The sequence below is a fragment of the Blautia sp. ZXY-1-C6 genome (assembly GCF_056339875.1).
Genome location: NZ_JBWJVQ010000159.1, coordinates 31927 through 52140, shown reverse-complemented (window position 1 = coordinate 52140; position 20214 = coordinate 31927). Strand labels below are relative to the sequence as shown.

The following is a 20214-nucleotide window of genomic DNA, read 5'->3' as shown; positions in this document are numbered from 1 at the left end:
CACTTAAATCTTACAGATTTTAAAGTGAGAGCTTCCTGCTCAATTGCCCTTCAGAGCAAAGCTAAAACAGGCTATCCCCGCGTGTCCCTCGGTTCTTTTTTTATCCGGTTACGGATCTTTTCTGTGCTATTATGCACATTTTTTATATATTCTTTTTCCTTCTTCCAGAATATTGACCGCCGCATTCACATCCCGGTCCATCCGGTTTCCACATTCGCATAGGTATATCCGTTCTGATAATGCCAGCTCTTTCTTCTTATGTCCGCATACGCTGCATATCTTACTGGATGCAAAATATTTGTCTACTTTTATCAGATATTTTCCACGTTCTTCCAGCTTATATCCAAGCATGGAAAGGAACTGACCGTATCCGTTATCCTGTATCCCTTTTCCGAAATGCAGGCCTCCGGCTATCCCCTTCAGGTTCAGATCCTCCACACATACTGCGTCATAGTCTTCTGCAAGGCTGTGGCTGAGCTTATGCTGGAAATCCTTCCTCTGGTTCTTTATCTTTTCATGATATAAAGCAACCTTTTTCTTCTGTTTCTGATAGTTACGGCTGCCCTTTTCACATCTGGAAAGTTTTCTCTGTTCCCGGGCAAGCTTTTTCTCTGCATTCCGGTAAAACATGGGATATCCGGCTCTTTCACCGGTAGAAAATACACACATCCCATGCATGGCAAAATCCATCCCCAGGAATTTTTCCGCCTGTCTTTTCTCCGCTGTTTGGTTTTCACAGTCGAACAGCAGGCTGGCAAAATATTTTCCGGACGGTTCCCTGCTCACAGTCACTGATTTCAGCTTCCATCCCTCCGGGATCATACGGTGGAGTTTTATTTTTACCGGCTGCATCTTTGGCAGTTTCAGGAACCTGTCCTGCAGACAGATATTCCCATTTACCATATTCGTTGTATAGGATTTCCGCGAATGTTTTTTTGATTTATAATGCGGAAATCCCACTCCCGTTTCCCGGAAAAATTTCCGGAAAGCCCCTTCCAGATTTAACTGTACATTCGCCAGCGCAAGAGAATCCACCTCTTTCAGCCATGGATATTCTTTTTTATATCCGGCCGGCGTATTTTTCAGCATCTTTTTTTCTTCCTGATAATAACGGATCTTATCCGCAAGCATCCGGTTATAGAGAAAACGACTGCAGCCGATCGTCTTCTCTATCTGGGTTATCTGTTCTTTATTTGGATAGATCCTTATTTTTACTGCCCGGTTTATCTTTCTCACCCTGACTCTCTATATACTGATGGATTGTTTCAACAGGTGCTATATTTCAAAGATTTCTTTTGTTCTCTCTGACATCTTATCGTCCAGCATCTTTCTGCTATATTTCATAACCAGAATCAAGCAAAAACACTGAATGAGAATTATTATCTAAACTCATTATGTACACTCACTTATTGCTTATTTCGACCGTCTAAATTTCAAGAGCATATTGTTCTTTTTTCTATTATAATATATTTATTGTGTCAGAACAAGTGTTTTGTGATTTTTTATAAATTTGAGCAGACATGCTCGAATGCCGGAAAACAAATCCTCTTTTACCATAACGCCCTACCTCCAATTCTCTTGTTCTAATCCTCCACAATATTTTTCAATATCTCATAAAGCTCCTGCACTTCATCAGCACTTAATGTAATGCCTTTTCCCATTTTTTCATGTTCTGGTGCCCAATCCCTCAAATCATACTTTGCAGCTGCACCATTCCACGATACAAGGTTTAGTTTCTTCTTCGTAAACGATAGAATTCGAGTACCTTTTCTCCATGGCAGTGTAAATAAATCACCTTCTCCGCACCATATTCCTGTGCCATCAAAGTAAACGGACTTTCCATCTCTCCGATACTGGTAGGCGGATAATGCAAAAACATAATAAATTTCTCATACCCCACTGCCTTTGCCGCCTCAAAAGAGCAGCGCAGCCTCTCCAGCTTTCCCTTAAACATCTCGTTTAATTTCTCCGTCTTCTTCACATCCCAGAACATATCATGATTTCCACGAAGCAAAATCTTCTTGCCCGGCAACGCCATAATGAAATCCAGATCCGCCTGACACTCCTCCAGATTCCGCCCCCAGGAATGATCCCCTGTGATCACAATAGCGTCACGCTCTGTTACTTTTTTCTTCCAGTACTTCTCGATCTTGACTACATGATTCTTCCATCGCTTGTCAAATACGTCCATTGGTTTGTTGACCGTAAAAGACAGGTGGAAGTCACCGATTGCATATAGACTCATATTATTTCTCCGTAAAGTATGTTTTTGCTGTTTTGTGCGCATCGAAATTCTCAAATCAGTCAAAAAAACTTTTGCTATATTTAAAGCCTCTTTAATGTCTTACATATCCTCACCAGATTGAAATCCATCCCCCTCATAATCCACTAATGTTCCTGATTCTCCACACCATTCGCAAACGAACTCCCCAGCTTTATAATTATTGCAATTTAACTTTCCACATTCACAAACTACAAATGATTTCGTCCTACAATATGGACATCCTGGATAATTCTCTGTGGGATAAATATTTCCAATAATCTGCGTGTTTTCATATCCTTCTCTTTTCGCCGATGTCTCTTTTATTTTAAAAGCCCATGTATATTTCCACCCATCTTCACTCTTTTCAAAGCGGACTCCGTAGGTTTTCTTTCCTTCTTTACATTTACATAAAGCTATCCTAGCGTCTCTTTTAGGATTCATATTGCGTATCCTCTTATCATTTATTTTTATGTATTTCTTATATAAATACCAGTTTAAGCTTCATCTCATCTGTATAATAGTCTTTATCATTTATAACATAACGTAATTTTAATGCTAAATCATGTATGTCTTTTACTGCCTGTACCCCACAATATTTACATTTTTCTAAATCCACACTGAAACCAATGATTTTCTTATATCCCGCTTGACTATATGCAAACGTATTTATACTAAATCCAATTCCATTAACCACAACAATCTCATCATAGAAAGTGATTTTTTCATCCGTTTTATTTTGCGCAATAAATTTAATCGATAATCTATACGGATTATCTCCTCCTACTATTTCAATTCCCAAATATGTCATTTCAACATTTTTATCTTTATACACAAGAGAATTAATGTCAAATATATTATCCTTCATCACTATTGGATTTTCGTTACTTATTTTATTATCCGTTGACTCGATTGAATCGTATAAAATCCCCAATCCATTAGCCCAACTATATATTGCCTCTAATCCATATATAGAAGATGTTCCGTAAAGTTTTTCTAAAATAGAAAGATAATTCTTTATATCCTTCTTTTCAATATAATTTAATTGCCTCATTTGCAAAGCAATTCCTGATTCCAATACTTCTATTAATATATTGACCTCTCTGCTCATTTCTGGATAGATATCTCGAAGAATATTTTTTAATTTTCCCTTATTATTATTCACTACATCTGGATATTTCTGCAATATTGGTTTCAAATCTATTGTATTCATTCTTTTTTCTCCCAATCACATCACATAATAATCAGCTTTCAGCCTTCAAAATACAACATCAAAAGTGTAATATCATCCCCACAACCCAGCTCACTTGTTTCTTCTAACCATTTGTTTAAATTACATTTTATATCTTTCTCGCGATGATCTATAAATAAATTATAATAATCTTGGCAAGTCTTTTTAAATTCATTGGAATCAATATAACTATTAGCCAGTCCATCTGTTGACATAAAATATAATCTGGGTGTATGTTCCAAAATATCATTCCTTACAATGCTCGTAACAGATTTTTCCCATGCATTCTTTCCGCTAAGAGAATGTGTTTCAACCCCTAAAATATGATCTCCATCTATTACAGTTCGAACCCCATCCGAATCTACACACATGATATCCCCATCACCCATTTGATATGAAAAAACAAATTCGTCTGTAATTAACATTCCCAATAATGTACAACCATACATTTTATAAACCGCTGACCAGTTAATTTTTCCATTTATATCCTTAGGTGTATTAGATGATATTTTTGTATTGTTTTCTTGAATTGCCCGTATTTTCCATTGCCATGCTCTTTCAATATTTTTTGAAAAGCTGACTTCTCCCTCTCTATGAAGAAATGTTGTAAGATTTTCTAACTGTCCACGATATTCTTTTAAATACTCTTTAATCACATCGTGAAACACATTTGTAGCAGAAATTGCACCAGTCCTGCTGTAAGGACAGGATTTACTCCCGTGTCCGTCTGCGACTGCCAGAATTATATAGTCCTTCTGTACATCCACTTTAAAAAAATCCTGACACTCTTTTCCAGTTCTCTTATGTGATGCTCCCTGAATAGACTGCCCCAAACAGATTTTTCTCATTCGAATACGCTCCTTACCACACATCGTCTCCATCAATATCCGGAATATTATCAACCATATCTACTACAACCGGATTCGAAACAGATATTCCATCATTATTTTTCTCACCTGCAGAAGCAATGCTTGCAGGAGAAGACACTACGGAGGCTGCGGTTGAAGCCCACTTTATCATTTTAACTAACATTTCCGCATTATTTGCCTGTAATACTAATTCTCTATTTCCAGTAAACTCTGCAAGCACCTCATCATCCGCATCCTGTCCTATAGAAATTGCTATCTTAACAGCTTTTTTACCCCATGGAAGTTTCTTTAACTTTTCCAATGCTGTTTTGTAATCATCCGTTGGTTGTCCATCAGACAATAAAACTAATACTGGCGGAAGTGCCCTTTCTCCAAGCTGCTCTACCGATAATTGTGCTGCCAGTAAATCATAGGCCTCACCAAGGTCAGTCACTCCTCCAGCTTCCAAATCATCCCATGCATACTCTTCAATATTCACTGGTGCACTTGTAATCCATGAAGCACCTGTAGAAAATTTTAACGCTCTTACCATTAACTGCGCATTGGGATTATTATCTGCTGCATTTTTCATCTCTGGAATCACTTCTCTGATGGCACAGTTAACAGCTCCAATTTTATCGCCATACATTGAACCAGAACAATCAACAATCCAGAAAAAATGTAATGGTCTACTCGCTAACTTACCACCTGGTCTTCTCATTTCACTCATTTTTCTCTTCCTCGCTTCATAAAATTTATTATTCTGTTTTTATACAAACTCTCCTGTTAATTGCCCAAAGTTTATCTTCGCACCTTCAACTATAGCAGCAGACCTCTCAGGTGCTACCGGAATTTGCGTTCCATCTACTCGAATATATGTCCAGTTGTCCTGTGTTTTATTTTTTATACCAAGCAAATCTGGATTTTTAGGATTCTGCACTACTTCTCCAACTTCTTTTAACATATCTCTGTTTCCTGTGATATGGTGTTTATACAGTTTGTTACCTTTTTGAAGTAAAACTATACTCTTGCCAGAAACTAATATATGTGGCATCTTCACCGTTTTCTGGCAGGACCAACATACATGCGCAGTATTTTTATTAACTTTATCTATATCATAAAATATTTCTGCCTGACAATTAGGACATATCTCAATACCAGACATCAAATTTGCCAAAGCATCCAGCCACTCTGCTTCCGTTACACGTTTATTTGCTTCATTAATTCCCACAGTAAAAGATCTTATAAAAAGCTCCTTTAACTGTCGCGGATACAAATCCCAAAATAATAATGCATTATCCTGGTACCCTCTCACAGGACGATTGGAAGTATCTTTTGGATCAAAAATAAATACTGGATGTTCCCCATATAATCGATTCATAGCCAGATAGTCCATACATTTAATTTCAGCCTCAAGTTTTCCCTCTAAAGGATGATTTAGCATAAACATATAAAACAACAGGACCGCTAACGAAAATAAATCTGTATTTGTAGATGGTTTTGCTTTTCCATTAACAATTTCCGGAGCCATAAAACGCGGAGTTCCATAAATGCCACTTGGCGCACTGTTATAAGAAACGTTGTCGTTATCACAAATCAATACATCTCCTGTATCTGGATCAAAAAAAACATTTCCAAAAGATATATCACGATAGCAATATCCCATATTATGTAAAGCGCGATACCCTTTCGTAAGATTAAATGCAGCTTTACACAAACAACTGAAACTTGGTTCTGCTTTTCGTTTCATCATATCTATAATTCCCTTATAATTCTTCGGTCTAAGGGGCATAATATATCCAAATGGCTTTCCTTCTTTTTCAAAAATTAAATCCTGTGGCCATAAAAAGGATTCATCGGGTTTTCCTTTTATAATCAGATTATCTAAAATATCTTTTTGATTTTTGGTTGCACTTTTAGGAAAATACCATTTTAAAGCATAAGAGATTCCCTTAGCTTCTACTGAATATACTTCTCCTTGTCCGCCAGATCCAAGTAACTGCTTTACAGTATAAACTTCGCCTGCTTCCGATGTTAGTATTGTTCCAGTCTTTAATTGTCCGTCCATATTTTCCCTTCTCCTTCGTTTCAATTTACCATCTTTAATACATGATACACCAAATTTCCATCTGCCACAATCAGACAATAGGTTTTCGTTCCATACTGTAATTCTATAGCATTTTGATAAGGTTTAATTGCCGTCAAGTATCGATGTTGTTTATCGAATCCTTCTGTCTTAGCTTGGAGAATCACACGTTTATTTGTAATATATAAAATCCCCCTGATCTGCTGTGTTTCTGTATACTCAACTGGATGCCCACTTCCCCAAGTTATTCTCGTTCCTTTAAAAAGACCTGGTGCACTTCCGCCTTTATGTTGATATATTTTTTTTGTTTTATCAATTAAAAGAATCGTTTTATCTATATAGCAACAATATTCTCCTGAGTTAAGGAAAATATTATTGGTATTCAGTCTGGGTAATTGGTTCTGCAAAATAGCCTGTTTTGCCACTTCTGGCAAGATACTTACTGCAATAGATGGCATTTTTGTTTTCTCTAAAAATATATCTAACAGATTCATTTTATCATTCTCTTTATTAATATTCTTCTATAATTTTATCACAAGTACAAGTCAATCTTCATCAAAATCTTCCGTTTCGTCTATTTCAACGAGTTCATCTCCGGACCACTCATCTTCAGTCTCGCCTACATCAACAAGTTCATATTCATTCTCATCTAATTGAATGAATTCATCTTTATGATCTTCTATATCAATCAATTTCTCTTTTCTACTACATGATACTTCTTCTAATTCCAGCATACTTCTTAAATCTGCAATCTTTTCTCGCGCACTCTCATCACCTTTTGCTTCTGCTTTCTTATACAACTGATACGCCTTACCAACATCCCTGTTCACATAATTTCCCTGTTCATACATTTCCGCCAACAATAATATTGCTTTTATATTTCCCAGTTCGCTTGCCTTATATAAATATTTTAAACCTTCTTTTCTATTCTTTCTAATCTTAAAATCATAAATTTCATCATTAGACATCTTAAAATGACATATTTCTCCCAAATACATTTTTCCTATTGTCAACAACATTTTACCAGCACGTTCTGAATCTCCCCATTTATTATTTTCTATTGCCAATAGTTCCTTCCAATATCGATACCCTTTTTGTGTATTTTTTTCTATATATAAACCTTGAATATATGCGCATCCTAAATAAAACTTAATTTCTTCTTCCTCTCCAATTAAAAATCGAACACAAGAAATATTTCCATAATTTATCAATTTATCAAAATATACAAACCATTTTATTGCATTTTCTAAATTATGGTCTAACTCAATTACTCTCTCTCCCCATTCTACTTCCGCACCAGTTAATAAAATTCCATAAAGATAATAATCCCCATCCCACCTTAAATCTGCCATTTTATTAAATAACACAAAGTAATCTTCATACCCACATAATGAATCCTTTTTGAACAAAAGCATGAATATATTTCTAGAATAACAATTTTCCTCTGTGTCATAGTTTTTTATCACTGGATACAACAAATATAAACATCTCAATACCTCTGGGAATTGAGGCGCTTCCTCAAATATCTTATATATTCTACACCATAATTCATCATTATATTCAGTCGCTTTGCTAATCTCTACTACTTCATCAATTAATTCTACAACTGTTTTATTTTCTTTTATCCATGTTGCAGCTTCATCCTCTCCATTTTCTTCTGCCTGTTCATATAATTGCACTGCATGAAAAAAATCTTTTTTTACATACTCACCCTTTTCATACATCTCAGCCAGACAGAATAATGAAAATGCATCTCCATATTCACTCGCTTTCTCTAAGAATTTATATCCTAACTTCAAATTTTTTTGAACTTTGATTTCATATTCTTTAATTCCATTTACCGATACAGTTACCGATTTTCCTATATATGCCCCACCTACACAACGAAGAACTTTTTTAGCATCCTCTATATCGGAATATTCATTTACATTTCGTTTAAGCATGGATTTCCAACACATAGTAGCTTTTTTTATATCTTTTTTTACATATTTTCCCTGCAAATATGCAACACCCAATGCGAATTCCAAATTTTCAATATGAAAATATAATCCTCTAGTTTTTGTAATATTGTTCATCTTCTTTAACTTTTCAAAAAAATATGCACACCACTTATATCCTTTTTCCTCATTAAGCTTCACGCTAACTACTCCATCCTTTGAATGTGCACCTTTTAACAAAAAAATTCCATAAATATAATAATCCACATTACATTTCATACTTAGTAATGTATTATACAAATTCATATAATCCTCATATTCACAAATAGATTTTTCATTATATATCGCGTAATACATAATATAAGAATATTCTGTTTCTTCCGTATCATAATATTGCTTCAAAACTGGATATAACATATATAATTTTCCTAACACATTGGGATATTGGGATGCATTTTGAAATATCGTCAAAATATCTTGTAGTGCATTTTCAGTATAATGCATATTTTGACTAATCTGAATAATTTTTTCGACTAATTCATTTGCCTCCTTAGAATTAATCGCCGTATTTCTATGAACATACTTTCGAACATTATTATCTTTTTTCAAAATATAGTTTCCATAACTCTCAAACCATATATTTACCGCCCACTCAGCTTCTTGCTCCTGAGTTCTATAATTACTGATAAGATCCTTTTTAAATCGCAAAAAGCTTTCAAATTCCACACTTTCACATTTTTCTATTTCTTCTACAATTCCATCTTTGTACAATGAAATCAGTAAATGATTCAGCCATTTTTCTTTTGGAAAATAATCACTAATTAAACCTCTAAGTTTTCTCTCATCTTTAATAGCTTCTATATTTTCCTCTAAAAGATTGGAAAATCTATCCTGAAAAATTATCAATTGTTTTTCTTCTTCACACATTTTACACCCAATCATACTTTCTGATATTGCTACTTCAAATCACGTAACTATAAACGTATAAATTATATCATAGCAATATGCATAACGCACAATTTTTATCTCAATCTTTCACATATTTTATATTTTTTTACAAATATTAGCCTTCCATCCCCCGCAACCTCTCCAAGTCCTCATAATATCTCCGCACACAATTCCTGAACACCCATCTGTCCAATCCTTTAAATTCTACATCCCTTCTCAATTCCAGTGCCATATCCAGCACGCAGCCCACTAAATCCTCCACCACACCAAACCAGTCATGCAGTTCATCCGGCGGTACCGGAATTTCTGTCATTTTGTAATATTCCTCATAGACCTGGCGTATCCATGGTTTATATTCCCGCTGAACTTCCTTAATGGTTTTGGTTCTGTTATCAACCTCTTCCAGATCCGCAATAAACTGCTCTGCCATAGATACCGTTTTGCTCAGAAGCTGTTTTGCCTGCTGCCGGAATTGTTCTTCTGAAATATCGGTTTGCTGAAGTTTTCGCACGATTTCATAGGAAGAATCCTGTGAGATCCATATTTCTTCTATAACTTCTGCATTCTTTTCATTCCTGAAATATTTTTTCTGCAATACGCTATTACAGCACCAGATACCAGTTGCAAAATATCGGTGATTTACCATATCGCTTTCATCATATCCAAAATAGAACCATATAGCATCTGCTGATCTATGGCCATGGATATCTTCCATTTTTTGTGTTGAATACACATCTGCATACTTTACTTCCTGTACCGCTTCTCTCGTAATCACAGACAACTGCCTGGCATTACTCTTCTCTTTCACCAGAATAAAAACTGCCAATCGCTTTTCCTTTAGCGTAGACAACGGCTCAACAGACTGGATTATATAATCATTTTCCTCAAGATATACCTGCAAAGACTGATACGTTTTATATTCTTCTACCTGAAAAAATATCGTGCCGCCTAAGCTGGCACGATAGATAGGATGCTGGATTCTATCCGGATTTTTCATATTCCAGATTTTTATGAGCTGTTTCACTTCTTCATTAATATCCGCCAGTGAAACTTTTCCATGTCGGATTTTTCGATTGACTGTCATAACGGTAGTTAAAATCCCTGTATATAAGCTATGTGTTCCTCCCACTCCAAGCCAGGACTTTTCATCAGATGCTGAGGATGCCATGACTGCAATCCCATGACCTGCAAAATCATCTACCGTTTTTTCCATGTCCATCTTCACACTCTGACTCATACGGAAGTCCCCGGAATAACAACAATCCATAATAACGATCTTACTTTTCGCTTTGATCTTTTTAATGAATTCAATGATACTCTGAATGGAAACTGCGGCATCTGAAAAGCATAATCCGCTGTTATCTCCATGACCTGAAAAATAAAATATAAATCCATCTTCTTCAGAAACATACTTTGAAATTTCCGCAATATTCCTTGCAAAACTTCTGCTCGTAACTACTCCATTTTCACCAGAGATCCGTATATTGTCATCTGGGATTTCCAAGCCCTGCACCAATGCTGTCTTCATTAACTCCAAATCCATCTTCCATGATGGAAGGTTTTTTCTTTTACCGATTTCATAAACTCCAACCGGTGCAAGCAATGCATAGAATCTATTTTCCATCTTCACTTTTTCCATACTTTCTGCTTAATTGAATAACTGCGTTTAACGCTACTGCCTCGTGATTGGGTTCTTTAAATTCATCGGATGTATATTCATGAACATTTCCAAGCTGTTCATCTGACATCTGCGTTACTTTCTCTACGATATCCCCAATTTTCGCTTTTCGCTCCTGATTTGTTAATACTCCCATCTTTTTTCTCCTTTCCATTTCCAGGGCATGTTTAAAAAATCACTCTCACAATCTGCATGCCCTAACCCAGAATCGGCTGTCCATATTCATCAAGCATAAAATTAATTGCCATCCGGTCATATACTTTATGTTCGATAAAAAATTTAATGATCAGATCCCCTTTGTTTGACGGTGAAAAAGCATACTCTGCGCGGGATAGAAGATCATTTGTTTCATTTATATCCAGTTCCAGGGCAATAGCCAGTGCCAGTACGATATTTTTTCCCGGATGATATGCCGGATTGCTGCGGATTTTTGAAAAAAGCTTTCTGTCTAATCCTGCCTTTTTGTAAATTTCTACATCCGTCATGCCACTATTATCAATATACTGGAACAATTTGTCGTGAAAAGTATCTCCCACTTCATCTATCAGGCTCTTTAAATCCAGACTTTCATTATTTGTCAGTCCCGCATCCTTTGCTAATGATTCACACGCATCCCACATAAGGTATTGGTCATCATCTCTACAAAGCTCTGTATAATTTTTCACTATGTAAGCATTTAGTTTTGTCTTAAAAGACCTGTCCAATAACATTTCTCATCCTCATCTATCGGTATTTTATGTATACTTATTATAGCAACAGCGAGATATATCCACAACGTATGATATATAGCGTTACCGCTTAAATCACCTTTTAAAGATATTCTCATAATACACCTGTCATATTTTTTGTGGTCTCTTTTTGGGCGACATTTCATTTGCTTACAAAAATTGTACTGCTATTTTCCAATAAAAAACCTCCTCATAAAAATTTCTAAAAATATGTCAATTTAAAGCGCTAAAGCACCAGGATTTTAAATCCATCATGTTATACCAGTACAGCGTTTTCGAAATAATTATACCACTTACAGGTGACATCTTTGCTTGCACTCCTCCTGATACAAGTAAGTCCCCTGCTTATTGCTTTTCGCAACCTCCGCAGGGGACTTACTTGATTCGGTTAAAATTCGTCACTTTTTACAATGACTTATGCATACCCTTGAACAGTAACCGCAAAAGAAAGCCACCCGGAAATCATAGGGTGACCTTCTCATATATGATTCAGCTTTATTTTTTATGAAAAAGAATTGTGCAGATCAGCACAGTAAAAGGTACAGAAAGCACGATCCCAAAACTGCCTGCCAGCCCCTGCATGATCGCAATTCCGATATTATTGGAATTAATGATCTGCTGATACGGAAGATTATAGGAATAATCAAGAAGAAGGGTACTGACACTGCTTCCTGCAAATGCCAGTATAAGCGTATTGCTGTCTGTTCCCATCATGTCTCTTCCCACACGCAGTCCAGCCTTAAAAAGTTCTTTTCTGGATAAAGACAGATTCTGTCTGTAAATCTCATCAATGGCACTGCTGATGGACATGGCAACATCCATAACTGCCCCCAGACAGGAGATCAGAAGACCGGATAAAAGCAAACCTCCAACCTGGATACGATTGGTATTCCAGAGAGTCATCAGGGTCTCAATATCCGAAACATTGTATCCGGAAATTCCTGATGCCTTGCTGAAACACCAGGCAGAAACCCCGGCAAGAATAACACCAACAAGGGTTCCAAGTGTTGCCGCACAGGTTTTCCGTGTAGGTCCGCCGATCAGATACATCGTGACCAGTGTAGTGATAAAACATACAAATACAGCAGTCCAGAAGGGGGAATATTTCAGGTACACCAGAGGCAGATATACAAAGATCACACAGAAGAATGTAAAGACAAGTCCCAGACATCCCTTTATCCCCTGCTTTCCACCAATCAGACAGAGAACCAGCAGGTAGATCAGTGCAAAAATATAGATAACTCCTTCTCTGTCCTGGGTATAAACACTGGCAACTGTAGAATCACCTGCAACACTCTGCATGACAATTACCTTCATCCCCGGTTTGCAGGCAGCGCCAAACAGATATCCTGAGCTGCTTGTAATATCCAGCTCTTCCCCCTTTCTCACTCCTGTAAGCATACGGACACGAACCTTCTGCTCACCCACACGGGTTCCGTTTTCCTCCAGATTATCCTGAAGGATTTTTACTACTTTTGCTTTCTCAAATGTCTGTCCTGTCCGGACCACCAGCTCTGTTTTTTCCACCTGATTCAGTTTAATGACAAAAACAGCGAACACACAGACAAACAAAATATAAATAAGATACCGGACTGCTTTTTTTCTGGTAAGCAGCCCGGTAAATTTTATTTTTTTCATACTCATGAAACTATTTGCGAAAGATTATCTTAATTCTCAGAAGCTTCAGCTGCTGCATCTGCGGATGTATCTGCAACTTCTGTGGTGTCTGAAGCACTGTCCGTGGTGTCTGCAACAGTGTCTGTATCATCTGAGGAACCGTCTGTAGTATCTGCAGAAGCATCAGCTGCGTCTGCACCAGTCTTTTTAATTTTAAATGTAGAATCAATTGCTTCCGCCTTACCGTCATCTGTGATCTGGTAAGTATCAATCGCAAAGGTATCTGCAGTTAATGTGATTACAGAATAACTTGGAAGCCAGTTCTGGCTGCGGGCTGCCACATAATCCTGCTGAGTGGAAAGAAGTTCATAATACTTGGAACCGGAAGCTGAGTTTGCTGTCATATAGAGAATCCCCTGTGGATCTGTAACTGTATCTCCGTCAACATCCTCAATTGTGTAGCAGTTATTATCCTCATGGAATGCATCCAGTGCTGCCTGTGCATCTGTGTCTCCCTCTTCCGGTGCAAGTGCGATCTGTTCCTGTGTATCTACGTTTGTTGCATGATCCCAGTCATAATCTGTTCCGTCTGCATTCAGACTGAACTCATATTTACCATGAGTCTTTCCGTCACCATAAAGCATTTTGGAACGGCTGTATGTATGATCGTGCCCCTGAAGAACCACATCAATATCATTTGCATCAAATACAGGTGTAAGCTGTGTACGAAGGATCATACCGTCTGTGTCAGAGTGGTCAAGACCTGATCCGTAAATATCCTGATGGATGGTTACAATTCTCCATTTTGCATCAGGATAAGCTTTGACAGCTTCTTCAATTGTTTTCTGATGCTCTGCCACATTGTAATTATTGGTATTCAGAACAATGAAAAGACCCTCTCCATAGCTGTAGTAGTAATCACCACCTGCCTGAGTTTTACCATTTTCTGTATTATTCGGGTTATTGAAATGATACATATAATCCTCATTCAGAGAATCATGGTTACCAATTGTAGTTGCCACTGCAAGTCCCTTCAAAGCATCTGCATTTAAATAAGAAGCATATTCTTCCTCTTTTGCTTCACCGGTTTTGTTAACCTGGTCACCTGCAGAGATCACAAAGTTGATATCCGGATTCTGCTCAAGTGCAGTATTGAGAGTACGGTTCCATGAAAAACCGTCGTTTTCTGCTGCTTTATTGGCTGCACCAGACTCATTGGTAAGCTCTGCTCCATTCTGTGTCTGACCTTTGGAAGCACCGATCTGCGGGTCACCTACATAGAGAATTTTTACTGAATCTGTACCCTGTGTTTTGTACTCAGATACCTCTGTCTGCTCACCGTTTTTTTCAACTGTGTAATAATAAGTTGTATTCGGCTCCAGACCTGTAACTGTTACATGATTATATTCATATGCCTTGTCTCCTGTAAGACTCTGGTCTACATCACCGGCAGTTCCTTCAAAGGTTTCAAGATTGTCTTTGTCTGTTCCGAAATGAACTACAGGTGTTGCATCGCTGTCACCTTTTTCACTGTACCATGCAAGGTTCAGTTGCGTATCATCAGCACCAGGTGTTAAAGATACCTTTGTAAAATCAACTGCTGTTGTTTCCCAGGCTGCATCCCAGTCAGACCATCCGGAATCAGCACCAACCACGCTGCTGTCTGTATAATGATCTGTAGATGCATATGCAGAAGGACAAACCATAGTCACTGAAAGAGCTGTCAAAAGACCTGCAATTAGTTTTCTTTTCATAATAATAGTAGACTCCTTTTCACTCAAAAAATATTATTTTTTTGTTGACAAGTGGAGTATATCACCCAAATTTTCAAAAAACAATCAGGTTTGCTTATGTTTGACAGACATTTACACTTTCCTTAACAAAAGCAGCTATTTGTTAAGTTTCATATCTCCCTGAGATACAATCATTTTAATACAGGAGGAAAGCTGTTCCCCTGCTCCAGCTCTTCCATCTGTCCCAGAATCTGCTTCTGACGATTGTCGAAAAGCAGACCTTTATTGTGGCGATAATACTGATCCGAACCATTCTCACGGATAAACCAGAGGCTGTAATAATTGGCATTCAGTTCTGTGATAAAGGCTACCATTTCCTGACTGTCACCAAAGGCTGCTTCCATAAAATCAAAAACATTCTGAAGCGTCTGAGAAATATATTCTGTCTGAGCTTCAAGGTTGTCAGCCACCTCTGCAAAAGCTGTTTTTACCTGCTCATAAGTATCTTTTTCCGAAATTTCAACAGCTTTATTATCTACTGTTTTATCTTCAGAACCTGTTTCTCCCCTCAGTTCTATCCATAATTTCTCAAGAAAATCTACTGTACGGATAAATACTTTTTCTTCATTTTTAGTGAGGAGCTCAGATTTTTTTGCAGTCTGAAAATCATTTTCTGCCTTTTTATAAATGAATTCCAGAGTCATTTCCGGAAGGTTATCTCTGTATTCTGTCATGTAACCATAGAGCTTTGTCACATAAGCATCCATAAAATAGCAGTCTGCAAATAACTGACTGAGCTTTCCATTCAGCAGACCAACAATACTCAGATGCTCATCCAGTGAAGCATTGCGAATCTTGCCCAGAGTGATGGGCGTCCATTTACCCTGAAGCAGATCCTCCACTGCATAATCTGTCTTATACTTATTGTAAAGTGCCAGATACGAAGCAAAATCCTTGGCAACCATGGGATGCTGGATGTACTGATATACCACCTCTCTGTCTACTTCTTTGCCCAGTGTTTCATATACCTGTATCAGCCTGGAAAGATCTTCCCAGCCTCTGGCGGTGGCAAAAATACGGCCGTCTACCGTATTTTCCATTCTGTAGAAATTCTTTCTGCGAAGCTCCAGATAAGAAATCACAGCAGGATGGATTCCCTGTTCATAGGCATACTCTTTCCATACCTCAAAGTCCGGCTGTACATCAATTCTCTTGATTCGGTCGAGGGTTACCACGTCAAATTCACGGACCGATTTATTATATTCCGGTGGATTTCCTGCCGTCACGATCACCCAGCCTTCCGGTACTTTCTGATTGCCAAAAGTCTTTCCCTGAAGGAACTGGAGCATCATCGGCGCCAGAGTTTCTGAGACGCAGTTGATCTCGTCAATAAAAAGAATCCCTTCTCTGAGACCTGTTTTTTCCATCTTTTCATAGACAGAAGCAATAATCTCACTCATAGTATATTCTGTGACAGAAAAACTTTCACTTCCAAAGGTTTTCTCTTTGATAAAGGGTAGTCCTACTGCACTCTGTCTGGTGTGATGTGTGATGGTATAAGATACCAGACCTACCTTACATTCCCTGGCGATCTGTTCCATAATCTGCGTCTTACCGATTCCCGGTGCCCCCATAAGGAGAATCGGTCTCTGGCGTATGGCAGGGATCAGATATTCTCCAAATTCATCCTTCGCAAGGTATGCTTCTATTGAATCTTTTATCTCCTGTTTTGCTCGTTTTATATCCATAATGTAAATCCTTTCCTGCTGAACACTTCTTACTTTTACTCAGTTTTTTATTTCATTACCTGTCCGGCTTCTCAAAATCATCCTCATTCAGGATCAGTTTCATGGCCCATACAGGTACATCCACATCTCTGTAATTATCCTGCATAAACACAAACGCAGTCTTATATGGCGGCATTTTCTTCGGGTAAATTCCGAATCCGTCTGTAAAATAGATCAATCCTTTCAGGTTATGAAATTCATGCTGTTCCAACAGTTTGTCCACCCATTCAAATGCAGGTCTGAAGTCTGTTCCACCTTCTCCATACAGTTCCAGGTGTTCCATATAATCTTTCATTTCTTTCTGAGAAGTAATCTTTTTATCTGTGTGGACTTTCTCATCACACTGAATGATGTGTACATTTATTTTTGTAAAAAAGTTCTCGCTTTCACTAAGTACACCGTAGGTTTCTTCCAGAAACTTTCTCACCAGTTCTCCCGAACAGGACATGGAGGTATCGATGACGATCACGAACTCCTCTATCTTCTTAACTTCTTTGGATTCCAGTGGTTCGATCAGCGGCATATTTCCATAGAGGCGCAGACCATAGGTATAGAAATTGTAATCAAAACTGTCATCATCCACTGCAAGTTCTTCGTGAAAAACTGCAAATTTCCGCAGGAATTCTCTGTAATCGTATCGTCTTCTGTTCTCTGTTTTTATCTGCTCCAGGAAATTTCCGTCCCGCTCACCTGCCTCCTGTGAAAAGGTTTCCAGGTCTGTCTCGATTCCATCATTAATCTCCCCCCATTTGCGGCTGAGCATGGGATTCGGTTTCTGATCCGGTTTCTTACTTTCCCAGTATCTGTGGTCATCTGTGCGAAATTCCTGTTCCAGATTTGTAAGATCCTTTTCGTTCAGATTCCATTCTGACAATATTTTATATACTCTCTGTGCGTTGAGGGTTTTTCCCTCTTTTTCAAGGAGACGGTAGGTTTCCCTTCGCAGAAGACTGCGTGAGAAACGGATACTCCGATAGCTCATCCCATCTATCATATGCTCCACTGCAATGTCACAACTCAGATCACGCATACGTTCCTGGATTGTGATTCCATCGTCTGCCCTCTTCTTACTTTCTGTACCGCTCCATGCAAAATGCCGGAAAATACAGTGGAATACCATATGCAGATACCCTCTGTTCACCAGAATCCTGTTCTCTCTATATAAGCCTCCCAGCATCTGCGGCTGGAAATACATCACTCTTCCATCCGTTCCAAATCCATGGACCTGACCATCCATCTGATAAGAAAAACTGCTCAGCGCCACATCCAAAAACCGCATTCCCAGATATAATTCATCCCGCGCAGCCCTGAGAATACTGCTGCCGATTTCCTGCAAACGCTCTGCTCTTTCTGCTATTTCCTGTATTTTATCCTCTGGCTGCATCATTATTTTCCTCTATATCTATCACAGTTCAAACCTCTTTTTTCTTAGTATAGTTCTTCTATTCAAAGATTTTTCTGTAGTTTGTGATTGTTCATTTTTCCCCTGCTCTGTCCTGTCAGCTTCCTGACTATTTTGCAGCTTATCCACATCTATATGTTCACTTCCTGCCGTATTATCCACCAGATTTGCTCTTTCATTCATCAAAAATGCGGATACTTCCGTTTCTTTTCTCTTAGATGCACAATCTAACGCAGAATCAATTCCTTCCAGTGTCCAGAGTTTTTGCGAGGATATCACTTCCAATCTGTGCATATCCTCCTGCTTTACCAGATATTCTGCAATATCTCCCAGATTCTTACGGATATATTCCCTGTAATTCTCCCTGGCTTTCCCGGTCAGTTCATAAGGAAACTCCAGTCTGCCAAATGACATATCAACCAGAACTTCCAGCTTATCCATGGCTACCGCCATTTCAAAAAGCCTGTCATATTCCTGATAATTCAGCTCCTTATCATAAAAACACTGCCTGTAATTACTGCCTGATCCATGATATTCCGTATACAAAATACGCGCCGGAGTGTTCTCAACCGCCTCATCATAATGCTCCGGAAATACAAGTCTGGCTTCTTCATACTCAGAAAGAAAGTTTACATCTATCCTCTGCCACATCTCGCCCAGCATTTCCTTAACGCCTGACTTCTTTCCCTGTCTCATATGAACAGTCAGCTTCTCCAATGCATGGCAGCCTGTAAATGCACCACAGCCTATCTGCATCAGACTGTCAGAAAACTCCAGCTTTTTCAGATTCCCGCAGCCATAAAAAATATATCGTCCAATCTCTTTTAAAGTGTAAGGAAAAACAATCTCCTCCACGTCATTTCCTGCCAGAACATGCTCTTCTCTGCCAAACCCAAGACCCTCTGACACTTCCCACAGGCTGGCATTTTTCAGTTCTTCTTTCTCATCCATATGACTGGAGAATGCATACGGTGCCGCACTGATCACCAATCTGCCATCTATCATTCCCGGAATCTCAACTCTGCCCTCTATTCCAAAACACCGCAGAATTTCAATCCCGCCAGATTTCTCTCTGTAGTAAATCTTCATTTTCTCATTTCTCCCCGAAGATATTTTCTCTCAAAGCACATAAAATCATCCCTGAAAAGTATAATACTTCCCAGGGATTTTTTCTATACTACTGATGCTTAATATTAAACAGATATTCGCACTCCACTACCCACCTATAATCGAATACCGATATAAAGATTACCATTAGCATAATACTGGCTCCGGTTTAAAGTTCAGATAATCTCCTGACACCAGCTTGTACTCTATTCCATCCACATAGCCTTTAAAGCTGTCATCATACCGCTTCTCTCCATGACAGTGAGAATAGATCACCTTCTCGGCGCCAAATTCCTGTGCCATCAGGGTAAACGGACTCTCCATCTCTCCAATACTTGTAGGTGGATAATGAAGAAACATGATAAACTTCTCATATCCTGCTGCCTTCGCCGCTTCAAAAGAGCAGCGCAGCCGCCCCAACTCCCGCTCTCTGATCTTCAGAAAATGCTCATAGCTGTCTTTTCCTTCATAACAGTAGCCTTTGGTTCCCACCAGCGCATAATCCTCATATGTATAAAAATTATTCTGCAAAAATTCCAGCTTTCCTCTGAACATCTCATTCAGATTTTCTGTCTTCTTCGCATCCCAGAACATATCGTGATTTCCCCTAAGCAGAATCTTCCTGCCCGGCAGAGCCATAATAAAATCCAGATCCGCCTGACACTCTGCAAGATCTCTCCCCCAGGAATGATCTCCGGTAATCACTACTGTATCATTCTCTGTCACTTTTCTCTTCCAGTATTTCTCGATCTTAACCACATGATTCTTCCATCTTTTATCAAATACATCCATAGGTTTATTGACTGTAAACGAAAGATGAAAATCACCGATTGCGTATAGGCTCATTGTACA

The 20214-nt window shown here is 38.3% G+C and carries 18 protein-coding genes and 1 pseudogene; all 19 read right to left on the bottom strand.

The genetic code is table 11. The features are described 5' to 3' along the window. Positions 1 to 129: 129 nt before the first annotated feature. The gene (locus AC075J_RS07335) at positions 130 to 1236 is read right to left on the bottom strand and encodes an RNA-guided endonuclease TnpB family protein (protein ID WP_476390199.1); all 1107 of its coding nucleotides are present in this window, start codon (positions 1234 to 1236) and stop codon (positions 130 to 132) included. 347 nt (positions 1237 to 1583) lie between these two features. Beyond that, positions 1584 to 1742 (bottom strand): annotated as a pseudogene (locus AC075J_RS07330) (YdbC family protein); the annotation flags it as partial. Next, complete coding sequence (locus AC075J_RS07325) at positions 1730 to 2245, bottom strand: metallophosphoesterase (protein ID WP_476390198.1); 516 nt, start codon at positions 2243 to 2245, stop codon at positions 1730 to 1732. The gene AC075J_RS07325 and the pseudogene AC075J_RS07330, both read right to left, overlap by 13 nt. A gap of 99 nt (positions 2246 to 2344) precedes the next feature. Beyond that, positions 2345 to 2704 carry a TerY-C metal binding domain-containing protein gene (locus AC075J_RS07320; RefSeq protein ID WP_118586868.1) on the bottom strand — a complete coding sequence of 120 codons (360 nt, stop codon included), beginning with the start codon at positions 2702 to 2704 and terminating at the stop codon, positions 2345 to 2347. Between the two features lie 37 nt (positions 2705 to 2741). After that, complete coding sequence (locus AC075J_RS07315; protein ID WP_476390197.1) at positions 2742 to 3473, bottom strand: hypothetical protein; 732 nt, start codon at positions 3471 to 3473, stop codon at positions 2742 to 2744. A 38-nt stretch (positions 3474 to 3511) separates the two neighbouring features. Further along, on the bottom strand, positions 3512 to 4339 hold the full coding sequence (locus AC075J_RS07310) for a PP2C family serine/threonine-protein phosphatase (RefSeq protein ID WP_476390196.1): 828 nt from the start codon (positions 4337 to 4339) through the stop codon (positions 3512 to 3514). A gap of 13 nt (positions 4340 to 4352) precedes the next feature. Continuing rightward, positions 4353 to 5069: a VWA domain-containing protein gene (locus tag AC075J_RS07305; protein ID WP_207664469.1), complete on the bottom strand. Its 717-nt coding sequence runs from the start codon at positions 5067 to 5069 to the stop codon at positions 4353 to 4355. 39 nt (positions 5070 to 5108) lie between these two features. After that, positions 5109 to 6407 carry a protein kinase domain-containing protein gene (locus tag AC075J_RS07300; RefSeq protein WP_476390195.1) on the bottom strand — a complete coding sequence of 433 codons (1299 nt, stop codon included), beginning with the start codon at positions 6405 to 6407 and terminating at the stop codon, positions 5109 to 5111. A gap of 20 nt (positions 6408 to 6427) precedes the next feature. Continuing rightward, positions 6428 to 6919 carry a hypothetical protein gene (locus AC075J_RS07295; protein ID WP_118586876.1) on the bottom strand — a complete coding sequence of 164 codons (492 nt, stop codon included), beginning with the start codon at positions 6917 to 6919 and terminating at the stop codon, positions 6428 to 6430. Between the two features lie 51 nt (positions 6920 to 6970). Continuing rightward, entirely contained in the window at positions 6971 to 9289 is a 2319-nt protein-coding gene (locus AC075J_RS07290; RefSeq protein ID WP_476390194.1) for a tetratricopeptide repeat protein, read from the bottom strand. 136 nt (positions 9290 to 9425) lie between these two features. Then, positions 9426 to 10949 carry a caspase family protein gene (locus AC075J_RS07285; protein WP_476390193.1) on the bottom strand — a complete coding sequence of 508 codons (1524 nt, stop codon included), beginning with the start codon at positions 10947 to 10949 and terminating at the stop codon, positions 9426 to 9428. After that, a complete protein-coding gene (locus AC075J_RS07280) occupies positions 10924 to 11124 on the bottom strand; it encodes a hypothetical protein (RefSeq protein ID WP_020993536.1) in 201 nt (66 codons plus the stop codon). The genes AC075J_RS07285 and AC075J_RS07280 overlap by 26 nt, the downstream gene beginning before the upstream one ends. 61 nt (positions 11125 to 11185) lie before the next feature. Then, on the bottom strand, positions 11186 to 11698 hold the full coding sequence (locus AC075J_RS07275) for a hypothetical protein (protein ID WP_476390192.1): 513 nt from the start codon (positions 11696 to 11698) through the stop codon (positions 11186 to 11188). Positions 11699 to 12211: 513 nt separating this feature from the next. After that, entirely contained in the window at positions 12212 to 13360 is a 1149-nt protein-coding gene (locus AC075J_RS07270) for a YibE/F family protein (RefSeq protein ID WP_476390191.1), read from the bottom strand. A gap of 23 nt (positions 13361 to 13383) precedes the next feature. Further along, complete coding sequence (locus AC075J_RS07265; protein WP_476390190.1) at positions 13384 to 15087, bottom strand: purple acid phosphatase family protein; 1704 nt, start codon at positions 15085 to 15087, stop codon at positions 13384 to 13386. A gap of 170 nt (positions 15088 to 15257) precedes the next feature. Further along, positions 15258 to 16814, bottom strand: coding sequence for an ATP-binding protein (locus AC075J_RS07260; protein WP_476390189.1), 1557 nt, complete (start codon positions 16812 to 16814; stop codon positions 15258 to 15260). A gap of 55 nt (positions 16815 to 16869) precedes the next feature. Further along, entirely contained in the window at positions 16870 to 18237 is a 1368-nt protein-coding gene (locus AC075J_RS07255; protein WP_476390200.1) for a vWA domain-containing protein, read from the bottom strand. 21 nt (positions 18238 to 18258) lie between these two features. Continuing rightward, the gene (locus AC075J_RS07250; RefSeq protein ID WP_120062312.1) at positions 18259 to 19344 is read right to left on the bottom strand and encodes a leucine-rich repeat protein; all 1086 of its coding nucleotides are present in this window, start codon (positions 19342 to 19344) and stop codon (positions 18259 to 18261) included. Positions 19345 to 19509: 165 nt separating this feature from the next. Continuing rightward, positions 19510 to 20208, bottom strand: a complete 699-nt coding sequence (locus AC075J_RS07245) for a metallophosphoesterase (protein WP_120062313.1) — start codon at positions 20206 to 20208, stop codon at positions 19510 to 19512. Between the last annotated feature and the right edge of the window lie 6 nt (positions 20209 to 20214).